We start from the raw sequence: 14,429 nt of genomic DNA on the forward strand, positions 1-14,429 counted from the left end.
ATCAGTCCCGGCCGGTCCCCGTCAGTCCCAGTCTCGGTGCCTGCGCTCCCGCCGCTCCCGGTGCCGCTCACGGCGCTCCTCGTGCCGTTCCCGCCGCTCCTCGTGCCGGCGGCGCATCGCCTCACGGTGCTCGTCCATGGCCTCGCGGTGGGCGTCGTTCAGACCGGAGAGCGCGTCGTGGTGGGAGCCGTAGAGCTCCTTCGTCGACGAACCGCCCTCCAGTTTCTGCCGGCGCCGCTCCTCCTTGAGCCGCTGGCGCTCGGCCCGGGGAAGCTTGCGTTCCACGCCGACCCCGCCCCAGAAGGCGAAGCCCGTGACGATCACGCGCGGGGCGCCGGGGTCGCCCGGCACGCCCTCCTGGCTGTGGTCGAAGCCGCCCATGATGCCGATGCCGCGCACGACGACCTCGACGCCCGGCGGCACGATGATCTGCGTGCCGCCCATGATCGCGATGCAGTTGATCTCGACCTCGCGGTCCGCGAAGTTCGCCTCGCGCAGGTCTATCTCGCCGCCGCCCCAGAAGGCGACTGCGGTGAACCGCTTGGGGACCGTCCAGCGTCCCTTGCGCTGGAACCCGGACATGATGGCCACTGCGGCGGTCGAGGACCCTTCGCCGCCGACGATCCGCGAGGCCCAACTCCCGCTCTCCACCGGCTCCTTGACCATGTTCACCGGCGGCGGGGCGACCCCGGGGGCCGGCAGGTCGGCCGTGATGGGGGTCAGTTCGCCGTACGTCCGCGCCTTGTACGTCGCCTCAAGACGCTCCCCGAACTCCTCCATGTCGAGCCGGCCCTCGGCGACGGCGTCGCGCAGGACCTCGGCGACTCGCTCACGGTCGGCGTCGGATGCGCGGAGCTCCGGGACTGCGTCGTCGGTCATACAGGGCAGCCTACGAGGAAGCTCCACGAAGAGCCATGAGCGGCTGCGAGACCGCTCGGCGGAGAGCCGCGAGGGACTAGGAGACCGCCTTCTCCGCCTGTTCCGCGTACATCTTCGCGATCACCGCCTCGATGTCCGGCTCCCGCACCGACAGGTCCACCATCGGGTACTCCGCCGCGATCCGCGCCACCAGCGGAGCCGCCGACGCCGAGGCGGGGAACGTCAGCCACTGCCGCGGCCCCTCCACCTTCACCGTCCGCGCCTCCGGCACCTCGATCGGGGGCAACTCCCGCTCCAGGTCCACCACGAGCGTCCGCTCGCTCTCCCCCGCCTCGTGCAGCCCGGTGAGCGGACCGTCGTACATCAGACGGCCGTGGTCGATGACCATCACCCGCGAGCACAGCTGCTCGATGTCCTGGAGGTCATGCGTGGTGAGCAGCACCGTGGTGCCCCGCTCGGCGTTCAACTCCCGCAGGAACTCCCGCACTTTGGCCTTGGAGATGACGTCGAGGCCGATGGTCGGCTCGTCGAGGTAGAGCACCTCGGGGTCGTGCAGCAGGGCCGCCGCGATGTCGCCGCGCATCCGCTGGCCGAGCGAGAGCTGGCGTACGGGGACGTCCAACAGGGCGCCCAGTTCGAGGAGTTCGACACAGCGGTCGAGGTTCTCGGCGTAACGGGCGTCCGGGATGCGGTACATGCGATGCATCAGCTTGTACGAGTCGATCAGCGGGAGGTCCCACCACAGGGTAGTGCGCTGACCGAACACCACGCCGATACGGTGCGCGAGCCGGGTGCGCTCGCGGGACGGGTCGATGCCGGCCACCCGCAGCCGGCCCCCCGACGGGGTGAGGATGCCGGTCAGCATCTTGATGGTGGTCGACTTCCCGGCGCCGTTCGGCCCGATGTAGCCGACCATCTCACCGCGCGCCACGGCGAAGGAGATGGAGTCGACGGCCCGCACCTGGCGCCGCTCCCGTTTCATGAACCCGGTCTTCTTGCGCACGTCGAAGACCTTCTCGACGCGGTCCAGCTCGATGAACGCCTGCTCTGTCACCCTCAACTCCCGGTACTTCGGTACGACTTGAGCCCCGCCCGCCAGGCCAGCCCGGCCAGCGCGCAGCAGACGAACGCCACCAGGGGCGAGGCGAACTCCGCGCCCGGCGGCAGATCCAGCGGGTACGGCCGCCCCAACACATAGGAGGCGGGCACCCAGTTGACGAAGGCGAGCGGCAGCATGAAGGTCACGCCCCGCACGAAGTCCTTGCCGAACACGACCGGCGGATACGACAGCAGGGTGTTGCCGCCGTACGTGAACGCGTTCTGCACCTCGGCCGCGTCCTGCGCCACGATCTGGAAGGCCGCGCCCGCCACGAACAGCGCCCCGAAGATCACCGCCCCGCAGATCAGCATCACCGGCACCAACAGCAGCTTCCCCACCGTCCAGTTGACGTCGACGCTCAGCAGCGCATAGCCCAGCACCAGGCCGCCCTGGGTGATCCGGCCCAGCCGGCGCAGCGCGAAATGGTCCGCGCCGATCTGCGCCAGCACCGGCGCCGGGCGCACCAGCAGCGTGTCGAAGGAGCCGTCGCGGATGCGGGTGCCCAGCACGTCCATCGAGCCGAGGACCAGGTCGGAGATCCCGAACGCGGTCGCCGACAGGCCGTACAGGAAGGCGACTTCGGGCAGCGACCAGCCACCCAGCGAGTCGACCCGCGAGAACATCAGCAGGATCGTGGCGAAGTCCAGACCGGTCACCAGCAGGTTGCCGACGACCGTGATGACGAAGGAGGTGCGGTAGGTCATGCTCGACCGGATCCACATCCCGGCGATCAGCCCGTAGGCGCGCAGCCCGTCGCGCCACAGCGGCAGTTCCCCCGTCCGGCGCTCGCTCCGGTGGGTCGTCTCAGCCACCCTGCACCACCACCCTCCGCGTAGCCACCGACTGCAGCATCCGCCCCGCCGCGAGCAGCGCCACCGCCCAGGCCGCCTGGAAGGCGTACGCGTGCAGCGGGTCGGTCTTCCCCATCAGCACGTCCGCCGGCATCTGGATCTGCGCCGCCCACGGCAGGGCCCGTACGACCTCGCCGAGCACGCCCGGGAAGGCGTTCAGCGGCAGCACCATGCCCGAGCAGAAGATCCCCAGGATCATCATGGCCTGGTTGACGCCGGTGCCGTCCAGCAGCCAGAACGTGCTCAGCGCGGCCAGATAGCGGATGCCGAAACTGACGAGCACCGCCAGGAGCAGCGCCACCAGCAGAGCCGCCCAGGAGCCGACGTCCGTGGGCAGCGCCATCGGGAAGAACAGCGCGCCGACCGCGAACGGGATCACTCCGCGCCCCAGCATCTGGAACATGGCCCGCCCGAAGTCGCTTGCCAGCCACCACAGTTGGAGGTCGGCGGGCCGGTACAGGTCGACGGCGATGTCACCCGTACGGATACGCTCCATCAGGTCCTTCTCGAACCCGCCGCCCTGGATCGCCAGCGTCGCGTACAGACACTGCCCCAGCCACACATAGGTCACCGCCTGCGCCTGGTCGTAACCCCCGAGATGCGGGCGCTCGTCCCACAGCGCCAGATAGGTGTAGACGAGGACCACGCCGAAGACGGTGTTGGTGAACACCCCGGCGAGCGTCGCCGCCCGATACGTCGCGTACCGCCTGAAACCCCCCGCCGCGACGGCCGCGTACAACCGCCCAGCACCCACCGGAAACCAACCTCCCACACCTCTTGACACCGAAGCGCAGGAGCCTAGTCCGCAGGTGGTGACGCACGCCACGCATTTTCCGGGCAAGTGCGTGCCGATGGTCGGGAACGGAACGCATGGTGCGAGAGTCTTCGTCTGGGGGCGCAGAAGCGCACAAGGCCGTACAGGAACATACGCGACCGTATGGGAACATGCGGGGCCGTACGGGACGGTACGACGCGAAACAGGAGTCCGTGCACGACATGAGCGACCAGCCGCAGCCGCAACAGCCCGAGCAGGGCTGGGCACCGAAAGAGCCGGAAGCGGCTGCCGTCCCCGGGGCGCCCGGGGCATCCGGGGGCGAGAAGCCCAAGAAGCCCAAGCGACCCAAGCGCACCGGATGGCGCAGGATCATCCCGACCTGGCGGATGACACTCGCCGGAGTCATCGTGCTCGTGGCGCTGCTGATCGGCGCGTTCTACCTCGGCTATTCGCTGGTCAAGATCCCGCCCGCGAACGCCCTCGCCACCAAGCAGTCCAACGTGTACCTCTACGCGGACGGCACCCAACTCGCCCGCGACGGCGAGGTCAACCGCGAGAACGTCGGCCTCGACCAGGTCTCCGCCAACGCCCAGCACGCCGTACTGGCCGCCGAGGACCGGGACTTCTTCTCCGAGTCCGCCGTGGACCCCAAGGCGATGGTCCGCGCCGCCTGGAACACCGCCACCGGCAAGGGCACCCAGTCCGGCTCCACGATCACCCAGCAGTACGTCAAGAACTACTACCTGGGCCAGGAACAGACCGTCACCCGCAAGGTGAAGGAGTTCTTCATCTCGATCAAGCTGGACCGCACGGAGTCCAAGTCCCAGATCCTGGAGGGCTACCTCAACACCAGCTACTTCGGCCGCAACGCCTACGGCATCCAGGCCGCCGCCCAGGCCTACTACGGCAAGGACGCCGTCGACCTCGACGCCGGCCGCGGCGCCTACCTCGCCGCACTGCTGAACGCGCCGAGCGAGTACGACGTCGTGGCGCATCCGGAGAACAAGGCCGCGGCGGTGGCCCGTTGGAACTACGTCCTCGACGGCATGGTCAAGAAGGGCTGGCTCACCCAGTCCGCGCGCACCGGCATGAAGTTCCCGATGCCGAAGGAGGCCACCGCGTCGACGAGCATGTCCGGACAGCGGGGTTACATCGTCACCGCGATCAAGGACTACCTCGCCACCAACAAGATCATCGACGCGGACACCCTCGAAGCCGGCGGCTACCGCATCACCACCACGCTCCAGAAGAGCAAGCAGGACGCCTTCGTGAAGGCGGTGAACGACCAAGTCATGTCCAAGCTCGACAAGAAGAGCCGCAAGGTCGACAACTACGTGCGCGCGGGCGGCGCTTCGGTCGACCCCAAGACCGGACAGATCGTCGCGATGTACGGCGGCATCGACTACGTCAAGCAGTACACGAACGGCGCCACCCGCGGCGACTTCCAAGTCGGCTCCACCTTCAAGCCGTTCGTCCTCGCCTCCGCGATCCAGAACGGCTCGCAGACCCAGGACGGCCAGACCATCACCCCCAACACCTACTACGACGGCACCGACAAGCGCCCCGTGGAAGGCTGGAGCGGCGGTTCCTACGCCCCCGAGAACGAGGACGGCGTCTCCTACGGCGACATCACCGTCCGCACCGCCACCGACAAGTCCGTCAACTCGGTGTACGCGCAGATGGCCGTGGACGTCGGCCCCGCCAAGGTCAAGCAGACCGCGATCGACCTCGGCATCCCCGCCGACACCCCCGATCTGACCGCCACCCCGTCCATCGCGCTCGGCCCCTCCACAGCGAGCGTCCTCGACATGGCGGAGGCCTACGCCACCCTCGCCAACCACGGCCAGCGGCACACGTACACGATGATCTCGAAGATCACCAAGGACGGCACCGACCAGATCAAGCTGCCCGCCCAGAAGACCACCCGCGCGGTGAGCCGCGAGTCCGCCGACACCACGACCAACGTCCTGGAGAGCGTCGTCGACAACGGCACGGCAACCGCAGCGCAGGGCGCCGACCGCCCGGCGGCCGGCAAGACCGGCACCGCGGAGAAGGACACGGCGGCCTGGTTCGCGGGCTACACCCCCGACCTCGCCACCGTCGTCTCCGTCATGGGCCAGAACCCGACCACCGCCGCCCACGAGCCCCTCTACGGCGCGATGGGCCTCGCCCGCGTCAACGGCGGCGGGGCGCCCGCCGAGATCTGGGCCCAGTTCACCAAGACCGCCCTCAAGGGCACCCCGGCGAACGACTTCGACCTCCAGCTCCAGGACGGCGCCGAAACGGTCGCACCCCCGAGCATCCAGCCCTCCCAGCCGTCCACGACGGGCGGCCAGGACAACGGCGGCACGACCACCACCGGCGGCCAGGGCGACCAGGGCCAGACCCAGGGCGGCACCACCACCGGAGGAACCACCGGAGGCACCACCACCGGAGGCACGACCACCACCGACGGTGGCACCACGACGACCGGCGGCACCACAGGCACCACGACGGGCGGCGGTACGACCACCACCGGCGGCACCACGGGCACGACCACGGACGGCACGACGACGACCGGCGGCACGACGGGCACCACAACGGACGGCACCACCGACGGCACGACGACCGGAGGGACGACGGCGGGCCCGCAGAGCACGGCACGCAAGAAGGAATGACCGAAGACCTCTGAACGGGGCACGGCGAAGGGGCCGGCGACCACGGTCGCCGGCCCCTTCGAAGCTTCGTACTTACAGATACAGGCCCGTCGAGTCCTCGGACCCCTCGAACCGGTCGGCGGCCACCGCGTGCAGATCACGCTCACGCATGAGGACATAGGCGATCCCCCGCACCTCGACCTCGGCACGGTCCTCCGGGTCGTACAGAACCCGGTCGCCCGGCTCGACGGTCCGTACGTTCTGGCCCACCGCGACGACGTCGGCCCAGGCCAGCCGCCGCCCCACCGCGGCCGTCGCCGGAATCAGGATCCCGCCACCCGACCGCCGCTCGCCCTCGCTCTTGTCCTGCCGCACGAGCACACGGTCGTGCAGCATCCGGATGGGCAGCTTGTCGTGCTGGGTGCTCAGCTCGTCTCTCTTGGCGCTCACGCCCACGAACCTACCTGCCTCGGCCCCATCGGTACGCCGCCGGGTGCCATGCGAAATCAGCCCTTACGACCCTTGCCACGCCGGGACCCGAGGACGAGCAGCCCCACGACCCCGACGGCGACGAGGGCAACAGGAACGATCCGCTCCATCCTCGGCGCACCCTCGTCGTCCACGAACTGTCCCTTGACGTCGCTCACGACCCTGTTGACGCCGACGTACGCCTTCCCGAGGGTGTGATCGACGCTGGACGCGACCTTGGCCTTCGCGTCGCCCACGATGGTCTTCGGGTGCACCCGCACCCCGATCTCGTCGAGCGTGTCGGCCAGGACATCGCGGCGACGCTTGATGTCCGCCTCGATCTGCGCCGGGGTTCTGGTGTCCGGCGTGTTCGACGTGTCCGCCACCGTACGGCCTCCGAAGTCTGCTGGTACTTGTGCCGCACAGTCTGTCAGCTCTCGCGCGGAGTGCACTGTCAGCACCCCCGGTTACGCTAGCGCGATGAGTGAACGACTCCAGCCCGGGGACGTTGCCCCCGCCTTCACGCTCCCCGACGCCGACGGCAACGAGGTGTCCCTCGCCGACCACAAGGGCCGCAAGGTCATCGTCTACTTCTACCCGGCGGCCCTGACGCCCGGCTGCACCAAGCAGGCCTGCGACTTCACGGACAACCTGGAGGTGCTGGCCGGCGCCGGGTACGACGTCATCGGCATCTCCCCCGACAAGCCGGAGAAGCTCGCCAAGTTCCGCGAGAAGGAGAACCTCAAGGTCACCCTCCTCGCGGACCCCGACAAGCAGGTCCTCGACGCCTACGCGGCCTTCGGCGAGAAGAAGAACTACGGCAAGACCTACATGGGTGTGATCCGCTCCACGATCGTCGTGGACGAGGCCGGCAAGGTCGAGCACGCCCTGTACAACGTCCGCGCGACGGGCCACGTGGCGAAGATCATCAAGGACCTGGGGATCTAGGCCCCCAGCACCTCCGCGTACCTGAACGAGATCCACACATCGGGAGGCAGGTCGGCCCGCCCCGGCACCGGCCTGCGCTCCTCGGTCCACTCCCCCGGGGCGAGCTCCTCACCGACCCGCCGCCAGAACGCCACGGCTCCCGGATTGGCGTCCTGGAACGCGATCTCCCAGTGACCCGGATGCCGCGCGACGACCTCGCGGACGGCCCGCAGTCCGACCCCACCACGCCGGACTCCCCGCACCACGAAGAAACTGTTGAGCACCCGAGTGGGCCCACTGAGCCCCCGCACGAACGCGAACCCGACGGGCCGTTCCCCCCTGACGAAGAGATACGGCGCCCAGTCCTCCCCACCCCCACCGAACGCGGCATCCACCCGCTCCCTGCGGAACGAGCCGTCGGGACTGGGCAGCAGCGGCTCCGCCGCGGTGCCGAACTCGGACAGGTCGTGACGGAACATCAGCCAGAGCCGCTCGATGGTGGGGCGGTCGGCGGGGGTGGCGGGTCGTATGTCCACGGTCGTGGACGAGGTTCTGGTCATGAAAAAAGCCTCCTGGGAGGACAAGGGTCCACGCTGGGGAGGCTTCGACGATCCGCAGTCTACCAATCAGCTTTACGGTTCGGGCGTGACTGTCCGACAAGCGGTTCGTTACTCCGTACGAGGCCACGAACGTGTGGTCGAGACCGGAGGGGAACCATGGGGGTCAGCGCGTATTCGCGGGAGCGGCTGGAGGAGGCGGCTTCAGGGGCGCGGACGTTGTCGGAGGCGTTGGAGCGGTTGGGGGTGGATCCGGGGAGTTCGACACGGGAGTGCATCCGAGCCCGGTTGAAGAAGCTCGGGGTGGACACCTCGCACTTCGAACGTGAGGGGATCAGGTGGACGAGGAAAGTGCTTGAGTTGGCGGTTGCCACGTCGACGAGCGTCAACGATGTCCTGCGCGCGCTTGGACTGGACCCGGGCGGCGGACATCACACCCACATCGCCCGGCGTATCAAGGCCCACGGCATCGACACCTCGCACTTCACAGCTGTGGTCCGCACCGAGCGCATGAGGCACAACCAGCGCCGCCGGACAGCCGAAGAGATCCTCGTCGCGGACACGTCGGCACATGTGAGGCGCACCCCAGGCACCCGACTCAAGCGAGCGATGCGCGAACTCGGTGTGGAAGAACGCTGTGCCCTTTGCGGGATCGAGCCGATGCGGCTCGGGAAGTCGCTGCCCCTGGAGGTCGATCACGTCAACAGGGACTGGAGTGACGACCGGCGGGAGAACCTGCGGTTGCTGTGCCCCAACTGCCACGCGATCACCAATACCCTGGTGCAGGGGAGGCAACGTGCGCCGAGCGGCTGCCGGTACGATGGCGGAGACTAGCGGCGGTGGTGCAATGGCGACACAGCAGACTTAGGATCTGTGGCCCTTGATCGGGCTTGAGGGTTCGAATCCCTTCCGCCGCACACAGACGGCCTGCGTATCGAAGGATCGATGCGCAGGCCGTTTCCGTATACGGATCAGCCCAACAACTCCCGCACCACCGCCACCAACCCCCGGAACGCCTTCCCCCGATGAGAGATCGCGTTCTTCTCCTCCGCCGTGAGTTCCGCGCAGGTCCGCGTGTCCCCCTCCGGCTGGAGGATCGGGTCGTAGCCGAAGCCGTTCGTGCCCGTGGGCGCATGCCTCAGTACGCCCCTCAGCCGGCCCTCGACCACGCGTTCCGTGCCGTCCGGCAGGGCGAGTGCCGCCGCGCAGGCGAAGTGGGCGCCCCTGTGTTCGTCGGCGATGTCCGAGAGCTGGGCCAGGAGGAGGTTCAGGTTGGCCTTGTCGTCGCCGTGGTGGCCCGACCAGCGGGCCGAGAAGATGCCGGGGGCGCCGTTCAGGACGTCGACGCAGAGGCCGGAGTCGTCGGCGACCGCGGGGAGGCCTGTTGCCTGGGCCAGGACGTGGGCCTTGAGGAGCGCGTTCTCCGCGAAGGTGATGCCCGTTTCCTTGACGTCGGGGATGTCGGGGTAGGACTCGGCGCCGACCAGTTCGTGGGGCAGTCCCGCGTCGGCGAGGATCGTCCTGAGTTCGGTGATTTTCCCGGCGTTGCGGGTGGCGAGGATCAGGCGTGTCATGGCGTTCAGTATCCCAACGTCCGGTCCACGTCTAGGACGTGCACACCTTCGTCAGTTCGCCCGCCGCGTCCGTGACGGGGCTGATGTCGGGGGTGTTGTCGCCATTCCTGACGGCCGTGCGGACGTTGTCGACGGCCTTGCCGAGGTCGTCGACCGCCTTGTTGACGTCCGCGTTGTCGGTCTTGTCGCCGATCTTGTCGAGGTCCTTCTCGATGGAGTTGAGGGACTGGTCGGTCTGGGTGGGGTCGTTGGCCGCGTTCTCCACCGCCTGTTGGAGGCCGGTGACGCTGTCGGCGATGGTGTCGGCGGTCTGGACGCAGTCGATGGCCTTGTCGACGGCGTCGCAGCCGGTGGCGAGTCCGGCCGTGAGGCCGATCACCGCCACGGTGGTGGCTACGGCGATACGGCTACGACGGCTGCGTCGGCTTGCGGCGGCCATGGTTCGGTTTCCTCCCCGTGGGGGTGGGCTTCTGCGGCCACTCCCCGTTTCCGTTCCGTATGCGTAGGGACGCGGGTGCGGGCTGCCGGGTTGACCCCGCAGCCCGCTTCTCTTTGTACGTCCTTTACTGACCCGTCCAGCCTCTTACTTCTCCAGCGTGGCCTCAAGTGCCTTTCGCTGTACGGCGGTCAGCTCGCTGCAGCCGGCGACCGCGAGGTCGAGGAGGGCGTTGAGTTCGTCGCGGGCGAAGGGTTCGGCTTCGGCGGTGCCCTGGACCTCGACGAAGCGGCCGTCGCCGGTGCAGACGACGTTCATGTCGGTCTCGGCGCGGACGTCCTCCTCGTAGCAGAGGTCCAGGAGCGGGACTCCGCCGACGATGCCGACGGAGACGGCGGAGACCGTGCCGGTGAGCGGCTGGCGGCCGGCCTTGATCAGCTTCTTGCCCTGGGCCCAGGTGACGGCGTCCGCGAGCGCGACGTATGCGCCGGTGATGGCGGCCGTACGGGTGCCGCCGTCGGCCTGGAGGACGTCGCAGTCAAGGACGATGGTGTTCTCGCCGAGGGCCTTGTAGTCGATGACGGCGCGCAGTGAGCGGCCGATGAGGCGGCTGATCTCGTGGGTGCGGCCGCCGATCTTGCCGCGGACGGATTCGCGGTCGCCGCGGGTGTTGGTGGCGCGGGGCAGCATGGAGTATTCCGCGGTGACCCAGCCTTCGCCGCTGCCCTTGCGCCAGCGGGGTACGCCTTCGGTGACGGAGGCGGTGCAGAAGACCTTGGTGTCGCCGAAGGAGACGAGGACGGAGCCCTCGGCGTGCTTGCTCCAGCCGCGTTCGATGGTGACGGGGCGGAGCTGTTCGGGGGTGCGGCCGTCGATTCGAGACATGGCGAAGAGCCTAGTGGTAGGGCCGGGCCCGCAACGGGGAAGGGGCTCCTCCCGGATCGGGAGGAGCCCCTCAGGACGCGAAGCCGGGGATGATCCCCGCGCTTCACATCAGGTCTTCGATGTCCGCCGCGATCGGGTCCGCGTCGGTGCCGATGACGACCTGGATGGCGGTGCCCATCTTGACGACGCCGTGGGCGCCGGCGGCCTTCAGAGCGGCTTCGTCGACCAAGCTCGGGTCCTTCACCTCGGTGCGCAGGCGGGTGATGCAGCCCTCGACCTCTTCGATGTTGTCGATGCCGCCCAGCCCGGCAACGATCTTCTCAGCCTTGGTGGCCATGGTGTTCTCTCCCTGATCCGAACCGCTTTGTCGCAGTAACCCACAGTTGGCCCAGCTTCGCGAGCGGTCATGTCGTGCGTGCCGAATGATGGTGACGATCACGTCGCCAACTGGTCTACACCACATTACCGAGGGGCGTCCATGAGTGCCGACAGTGCAGCCGCCGGTCCCGGGCGCGTCTCCTGGAACAAGCTGTTCCAGGGGCTGCAGAAGATGGGCCGCAGTCTCCAACTCCCCATCGCCGTACTGCCGGCCGCCGGCATCCTCAACCGGCTCGGGCAGCCGGACGTGTTCGGGGCCGACGGACTGGGGTGGACCAATGTCTCGAAGGTGATGGCGGGTGCGGGCGGCGCGCTGCTGGACGGGCAGTTGGGGTTGCCGCTGCTGTTCTGTGTGGGTGTCGCGATCGGGATGGCGAAGAAGTCGGACGGGTCGACGGCGCTGGCCGGGGTTGTCGGTTTCCTCGTGTACTACAACGTGTTGCGCCAGTTTCCCAAGGACTGCACGGGCGGGACGACCGTGGTGCCCGGGATCGGGTGCCAGGCCGCGGACAACTCGGTCGCGGCGTTCACGTACCAGAATCCCGGGGTGTTCGGCGGGATCGTGCTGGGGCTGCTGACCGCGTTCTTCTGGGCGCGGTACCACCGTACGAAGCTGGTGGACTGGCTGGGCTTCTTCAACGGGCGGCGGCTGGTGCCGATCATCATGTCGTTCGTGGCGATCGCGGTCGCGGCGGTCGCGCTGTGGATCTGGCCGCCGATCGGTACCGCCCTTGAGCACTTCAGCGACTGGCTGAGCGCCCGGGGTGCGCTGGGTGCCGGGGTGTTCGGTCTGGCCAACCGGGCGCTGCTGGTCGTGGGGCTGCATCAGTTCCTGAACGTGCCCATCTGGTTCCAGTTCGGGAGTTACACCAAGCCGGACGGGACGGTGGTGCACGGTGACATCAACATGTTCCTGGCGGGTGACCCGAACGCGGGGCAGTTCACCTCGGGTTTCTTCCCGATCATGATGTTCGCGCTGCCGGCGGCGGCGCTCGCAATCGCACACTGCGCGAAGCCGAGCCGCCGCAAAGAGGTGGGCGGGCTGATGCTGTCGGTCGCGCTCACCTCCTTCGTGACCGGTATCACCGAGCCCATCGAGTACTCGTTCCTGTTCATCGCGCCCCTGCTCTACGCCGTCCACGCGGTGTTGACGGGGGTGTCGATGGCGGTGACCTGGGGGCTCGGGGTGCACGACGGTTTCAGTTTCTCGGCGGGGCTGATCGACTACGCGATCAACTGGAATCTGGCGACGAAGCCGTGGGCGATCATTCCGATCGGGCTGTGCTTCGCGGCGGTGTATTACGTCGTCTTCCGTTTCGCGATCACGAAGTTCGATCTGAAGACTCCGGGGCGGGAGCCGGAGGACGAGCACGAGGACGTCACCAAGGCCTGACGAAAGGCTTGCTGAACGGCCTTGCGGCACAGGCGAGTTGGGCCCCCGGACCATCGGTCCGGGGGCCCTTCGCCGTCTGTGCCGTCGTGTACGTCGCGTAGCGATTCGGTCGCAGGTTTTGCGGGTTCCTTTATGCGGACTTCATCTGCTACAACAGGTCTACACCACTGAGTGGTGTAGACCACCACCCGATGGAGGAAGTCTATGAGCACCGCCACCGCGCCACCGGCGGCCCCCGCGAAGAAGTGGGGATCCGGCCTGTTCCAGGGCCTGCAGAAGATCGGCCGCAGCCTTCAGCTCCCGATCGCCGTGCTTCCGGCGGCGGGCATTCTGCTCCGGTTCGGCCAGGCCGACATCCACGACAAGCTGCACCTGCCGGACAAGGTGACGGCGGTCTTCGCCACCGCCGGTGGCGCGATCTTCGACAACCTGCCGCTGCTGTTCTGTATAGGTGTCGCGATCGGCTTCGCCAAGAAGTCCGACGGCTCCACCGCCCTGGCCGCGCTCGTCGGCTTCCTCGTCTACAGCAATGTGCTCAAGGCCTTCCCGGTCACCGACGCCAAGATCCTCAAGGGCGCGGACGTGGCCGCGACCTACAACAACCCCGGTGTCCTCGGCGGCATCATCATGGGTCTGCTCTCCGCGGTGCTGTGGCAGAAGTTCCACCGGACCAAACTGGTGGACTGGCTCGGCTTCTTCAACGGCCGCCGGCTGGTGCCGATCATCATGGCGTTCGTCGGGACGCTCATGGGCGTCTTCTTCGGCCTGGTCTGGAAGCCGATCGGCGAGGGCATCTCGAACTTCGGCGAGTGGATCACCGGTCTCGGTGCCTTCGGTGCCGGTCTGTTCGGTCTGATCAACCGTGGTCTGATCCCGGTCGGCATGCACCAGTTCGTCAACTCCGTGGCCTGGTTCCAGATCGGTGACTACAAGGACTCCACCGGTGCGGTCGTCCACGGTGACCTGACCCGCTTCTTCGCTGGTGACCCGTCCGCCGGACAGTTCATGTCGGGCTTCTTCCCCATCATGATGTTCGGCCTGCCGGCCGCCGCGCTCGCCATCGCGCACTCCGCCCGCCCCGAGCGCCGCAAGGCCATCATGGGCATGATGATCTCGCTCGCGCTGACGTCCTTCGTGACCGGTGTGACCGAGCCCATCGAGTTCTCGTTCATGTTCATCGCCCCGGTGCTGTACGCGATCCACGCGGTACTGACCGCCCTGTCCATGGCGATCACCTGGGCGCTCGGCGTCCACGCCGGCTTCACCTTCTCCGCCGGCTTCATCGACTACGCCCTCAACTGGAACCTCGCCACCAAGCCCTGGCTGATCATCCCGATCGGTCTGGTCTTCGGCGCGATCTACTACTTCGTCTTCCGCTTCGCGATCGCCAAGTGGGACCTCCCCACCCCGGGCCGCGAGCCCGAGGAGGAGATCGAGGACCTCACCAAGGCGTGAGCCGCCCGGCCGATACGACGATGCCCGGCCCCGGAGTCCGCTCCGCCAGTTCTCCGTGGCCGGGGCGCCAGCCCTTGTCCGCTGCCAGGAGGAGGTCGGCGTCCAGTAGGGAGTCG

At 68.1% G+C, this 14,429-nt stretch carries 16 protein-coding genes and 1 tRNA gene; 6 read left to right on the plus strand and 11 right to left on the minus strand.

Going from position 1 to position 14,429, the window contains the following annotated elements; all coding sequences use genetic code 11:
* Positions 1-21 precede the first annotated feature (21 nt).
* The 4 genes from AB0I51_RS42580 to AB0I51_RS42595 form a co-directional block, all read right to left on the minus strand.
* Complete coding sequence (locus tag AB0I51_RS42580; protein ID WP_362983903.1) at positions 22-879, minus strand: DUF1707 domain-containing protein; 858 nt, start codon at positions 877-879, stop codon at positions 22-24.
* A 76-nt stretch (positions 880-955) separates the two neighbouring features.
* Positions 956-1,933 carry an ABC transporter ATP-binding protein gene (locus tag AB0I51_RS42585; protein WP_362983905.1) on the minus strand — a complete coding sequence of 326 codons (978 nt, stop codon included), beginning with the start codon at positions 1,931-1,933 and terminating at the stop codon, positions 956-958.
* Positions 1,934-1,935: 2 nt separating this feature from the next.
* Positions 1,936-2,700 (minus strand): ABC transporter permease, encoded by a 765-nt coding sequence (locus AB0I51_RS42590; RefSeq protein WP_362983936.1) that lies wholly within the window; start codon positions 2,698-2,700, stop codon positions 1,936-1,938.
* Between the two features lie 82 nt (positions 2,701-2,782).
* Complete coding sequence (locus tag AB0I51_RS42595) at positions 2,783-3,583, minus strand: ABC-2 family transporter protein (protein ID WP_362983907.1); 801 nt, start codon at positions 3,581-3,583, stop codon at positions 2,783-2,785.
* A 242-nt stretch (positions 3,584-3,825) separates the two neighbouring features.
* Between AB0I51_RS42595 and AB0I51_RS42600 the strand changes: the two genes are divergently transcribed.
* Positions 3,826-6,261 (plus strand): transglycosylase domain-containing protein, encoded by a 2,436-nt coding sequence (locus AB0I51_RS42600; RefSeq protein WP_362983909.1) that lies wholly within the window; start codon positions 3,826-3,828, stop codon positions 6,259-6,261.
* A gap of 72 nt (positions 6,262-6,333) precedes the next feature.
* On the opposite strand, the gene AB0I51_RS42605 is transcribed toward AB0I51_RS42600, so the two are convergent.
* Both AB0I51_RS42605 and AB0I51_RS42610 read right to left on the minus strand, forming a co-directional pair.
* A complete protein-coding gene (locus tag AB0I51_RS42605; RefSeq protein ID WP_362983911.1) occupies positions 6,334-6,690 on the minus strand; it encodes a co-chaperone GroES in 357 nt (118 codons plus the stop codon).
* 56 nt (positions 6,691-6,746) lie between these two features.
* Positions 6,747-7,094, minus strand: a complete 348-nt coding sequence (locus AB0I51_RS42610; RefSeq protein WP_362983913.1) for a DUF3618 domain-containing protein — start codon at positions 7,092-7,094, stop codon at positions 6,747-6,749.
* Positions 7,095-7,188: 94 nt separating this feature from the next.
* On the opposite strand from AB0I51_RS42610, the gene bcp reads away from it, so the two are divergent.
* Complete coding sequence (bcp, locus tag AB0I51_RS42615) at positions 7,189-7,656, plus strand: thioredoxin-dependent thiol peroxidase (protein ID WP_362983915.1); 468 nt, start codon at positions 7,189-7,191, stop codon at positions 7,654-7,656.
* Here the strand turns inward: bcp and AB0I51_RS42620 are convergent.
* Positions 7,653-8,195 (minus strand): GNAT family N-acetyltransferase, encoded by a 543-nt coding sequence (locus AB0I51_RS42620; RefSeq protein ID WP_362983917.1) that lies wholly within the window; start codon positions 8,193-8,195, stop codon positions 7,653-7,655. The two genes, bcp and AB0I51_RS42620, sit on opposite strands and share 4 nt — an antisense overlap.
* 156 nt (positions 8,196-8,351) lie before the next feature.
* On the opposite strand from AB0I51_RS42620, the gene AB0I51_RS42625 reads away from it, so the two are divergent.
* Both AB0I51_RS42625 and AB0I51_RS42630 read left to right on the plus strand, forming a co-directional pair.
* Positions 8,352-9,026, plus strand: a complete 675-nt coding sequence (locus AB0I51_RS42625; protein WP_362983919.1) for an HNH endonuclease signature motif containing protein — start codon at positions 8,352-8,354, stop codon at positions 9,024-9,026.
* Positions 9,026-9,109 (plus strand) — tRNA-Leu (locus AB0I51_RS42630). Before AB0I51_RS42625 ends, AB0I51_RS42630 begins: the two co-directional genes overlap by 1 nt.
* A 54-nt stretch (positions 9,110-9,163) precedes the next feature.
* On the opposite strand, the gene rdgB is transcribed toward AB0I51_RS42630, so the two are convergent.
* From rdgB to AB0I51_RS42650, 4 genes are all read right to left on the minus strand, one after another.
* Entirely contained in the window at positions 9,164-9,766 is a 603-nt protein-coding gene (gene rdgB, locus AB0I51_RS42635; RefSeq protein WP_362983920.1) for an RdgB/HAM1 family non-canonical purine NTP pyrophosphatase, read from the minus strand.
* A gap of 31 nt (positions 9,767-9,797) precedes the next feature.
* The gene (locus tag AB0I51_RS42640; RefSeq protein WP_362983922.1) at positions 9,798-10,205 is read right to left on the minus strand and encodes a hypothetical protein; all 408 of its coding nucleotides are present in this window, start codon (positions 10,203-10,205) and stop codon (positions 9,798-9,800) included.
* A 144-nt stretch (positions 10,206-10,349) separates the two neighbouring features.
* On the minus strand, positions 10,350-11,087 hold the full coding sequence (rph, locus tag AB0I51_RS42645) for a ribonuclease PH (RefSeq protein WP_362983924.1): 738 nt from the start codon (positions 11,085-11,087) through the stop codon (positions 10,350-10,352).
* 103 nt (positions 11,088-11,190) lie between these two features.
* The gene (locus tag AB0I51_RS42650; protein ID WP_281176105.1) at positions 11,191-11,550 is read right to left on the minus strand and encodes a PTS glucose/sucrose transporter subunit IIB; all 360 of its coding nucleotides are present in this window, start codon (positions 11,548-11,550) and stop codon (positions 11,191-11,193) included.
* A gap of 15 nt (positions 11,551-11,565) precedes the next feature.
* Here AB0I51_RS42650 and AB0I51_RS42655 point away from each other — a divergent pair, with 15 nt between their 5' ends.
* Together AB0I51_RS42655 and AB0I51_RS42660 are read left to right on the plus strand one after the other, a co-directional pair.
* A complete protein-coding gene (locus tag AB0I51_RS42655) occupies positions 11,566-12,858 on the plus strand; it encodes a PTS transporter subunit EIIC (protein ID WP_362983926.1) in 1,293 nt (430 codons plus the stop codon).
* 204 nt (positions 12,859-13,062) lie between these two features.
* A complete protein-coding gene (locus tag AB0I51_RS42660; RefSeq protein ID WP_362983928.1) occupies positions 13,063-14,313 on the plus strand; it encodes a PTS transporter subunit EIIC in 1,251 nt (416 codons plus the stop codon).
* Positions 14,314-14,429 lie beyond the last annotated feature (116 nt).

It is taken from the genome of Streptomyces sp. NPDC050549 (assembly GCF_040655035.1).
In the GTDB taxonomy this organism is placed as follows: Bacteria; Actinomycetota; Actinomycetes; order Streptomycetales; family Streptomycetaceae; genus Streptomyces.

Excerpts from the sequence above, each read along its gene's own strand:
- AB0I51_RS42580 (WP_362983903.1), bottom strand. The coding sequence starts at position 879 with ATGACCGACGACGCAGTCCCGGAGCTCCGCGCATCCGACGCCGACCGT.
- AB0I51_RS42625 (WP_362983919.1), top strand. The coding sequence starts at position 8,352 with ATGGGGGTCAGCGCGTATTCGCGGGAGCGGCTGGAGGAGGCGGCTTCA.
- AB0I51_RS42650 (WP_281176105.1), bottom strand. The coding sequence starts at position 11,550 with ATGTGGTGTAGACCAGTTGGCGACGTGATCGTCACCATCATTCGGCAC.
- AB0I51_RS42620 (WP_362983917.1), bottom strand. The coding sequence starts at position 8,195 with ATGACCAGAACCTCGTCCACGACCGTGGACATACGACCCGCCACCCCC.
- AB0I51_RS42600 (WP_362983909.1), top strand. The coding sequence starts at position 3,826 with ATGAGCGACCAGCCGCAGCCGCAACAGCCCGAGCAGGGCTGGGCACCG.
- bcp (WP_362983915.1), top strand. The coding sequence starts at position 7,189 with ATGAGTGAACGACTCCAGCCCGGGGACGTTGCCCCCGCCTTCACGCTC.
- AB0I51_RS42640 (WP_362983922.1), bottom strand. The coding sequence starts at position 10,205 with ATGGCCGCCGCAAGCCGACGCAGCCGTCGTAGCCGTATCGCCGTAGCC.
- AB0I51_RS42590 (WP_362983936.1), bottom strand. The coding sequence starts at position 2,700 with ATGTGGATCCGGTCGAGCATGACCTACCGCACCTCCTTCGTCATCACG.
- rdgB (WP_362983920.1), bottom strand. The coding sequence starts at position 9,766 with ATGACACGCCTGATCCTCGCCACCCGCAACGCCGGGAAAATCACCGAA.
- rph (WP_362983924.1), bottom strand. The coding sequence starts at position 11,087 with ATGTCTCGAATCGACGGCCGCACCCCCGAACAGCTCCGCCCCGTCACC.
- AB0I51_RS42660 (WP_362983928.1), top strand. The coding sequence starts at position 13,063 with ATGAGCACCGCCACCGCGCCACCGGCGGCCCCCGCGAAGAAGTGGGGA.
- AB0I51_RS42655 (WP_362983926.1), top strand. The coding sequence starts at position 11,566 with ATGAGTGCCGACAGTGCAGCCGCCGGTCCCGGGCGCGTCTCCTGGAAC.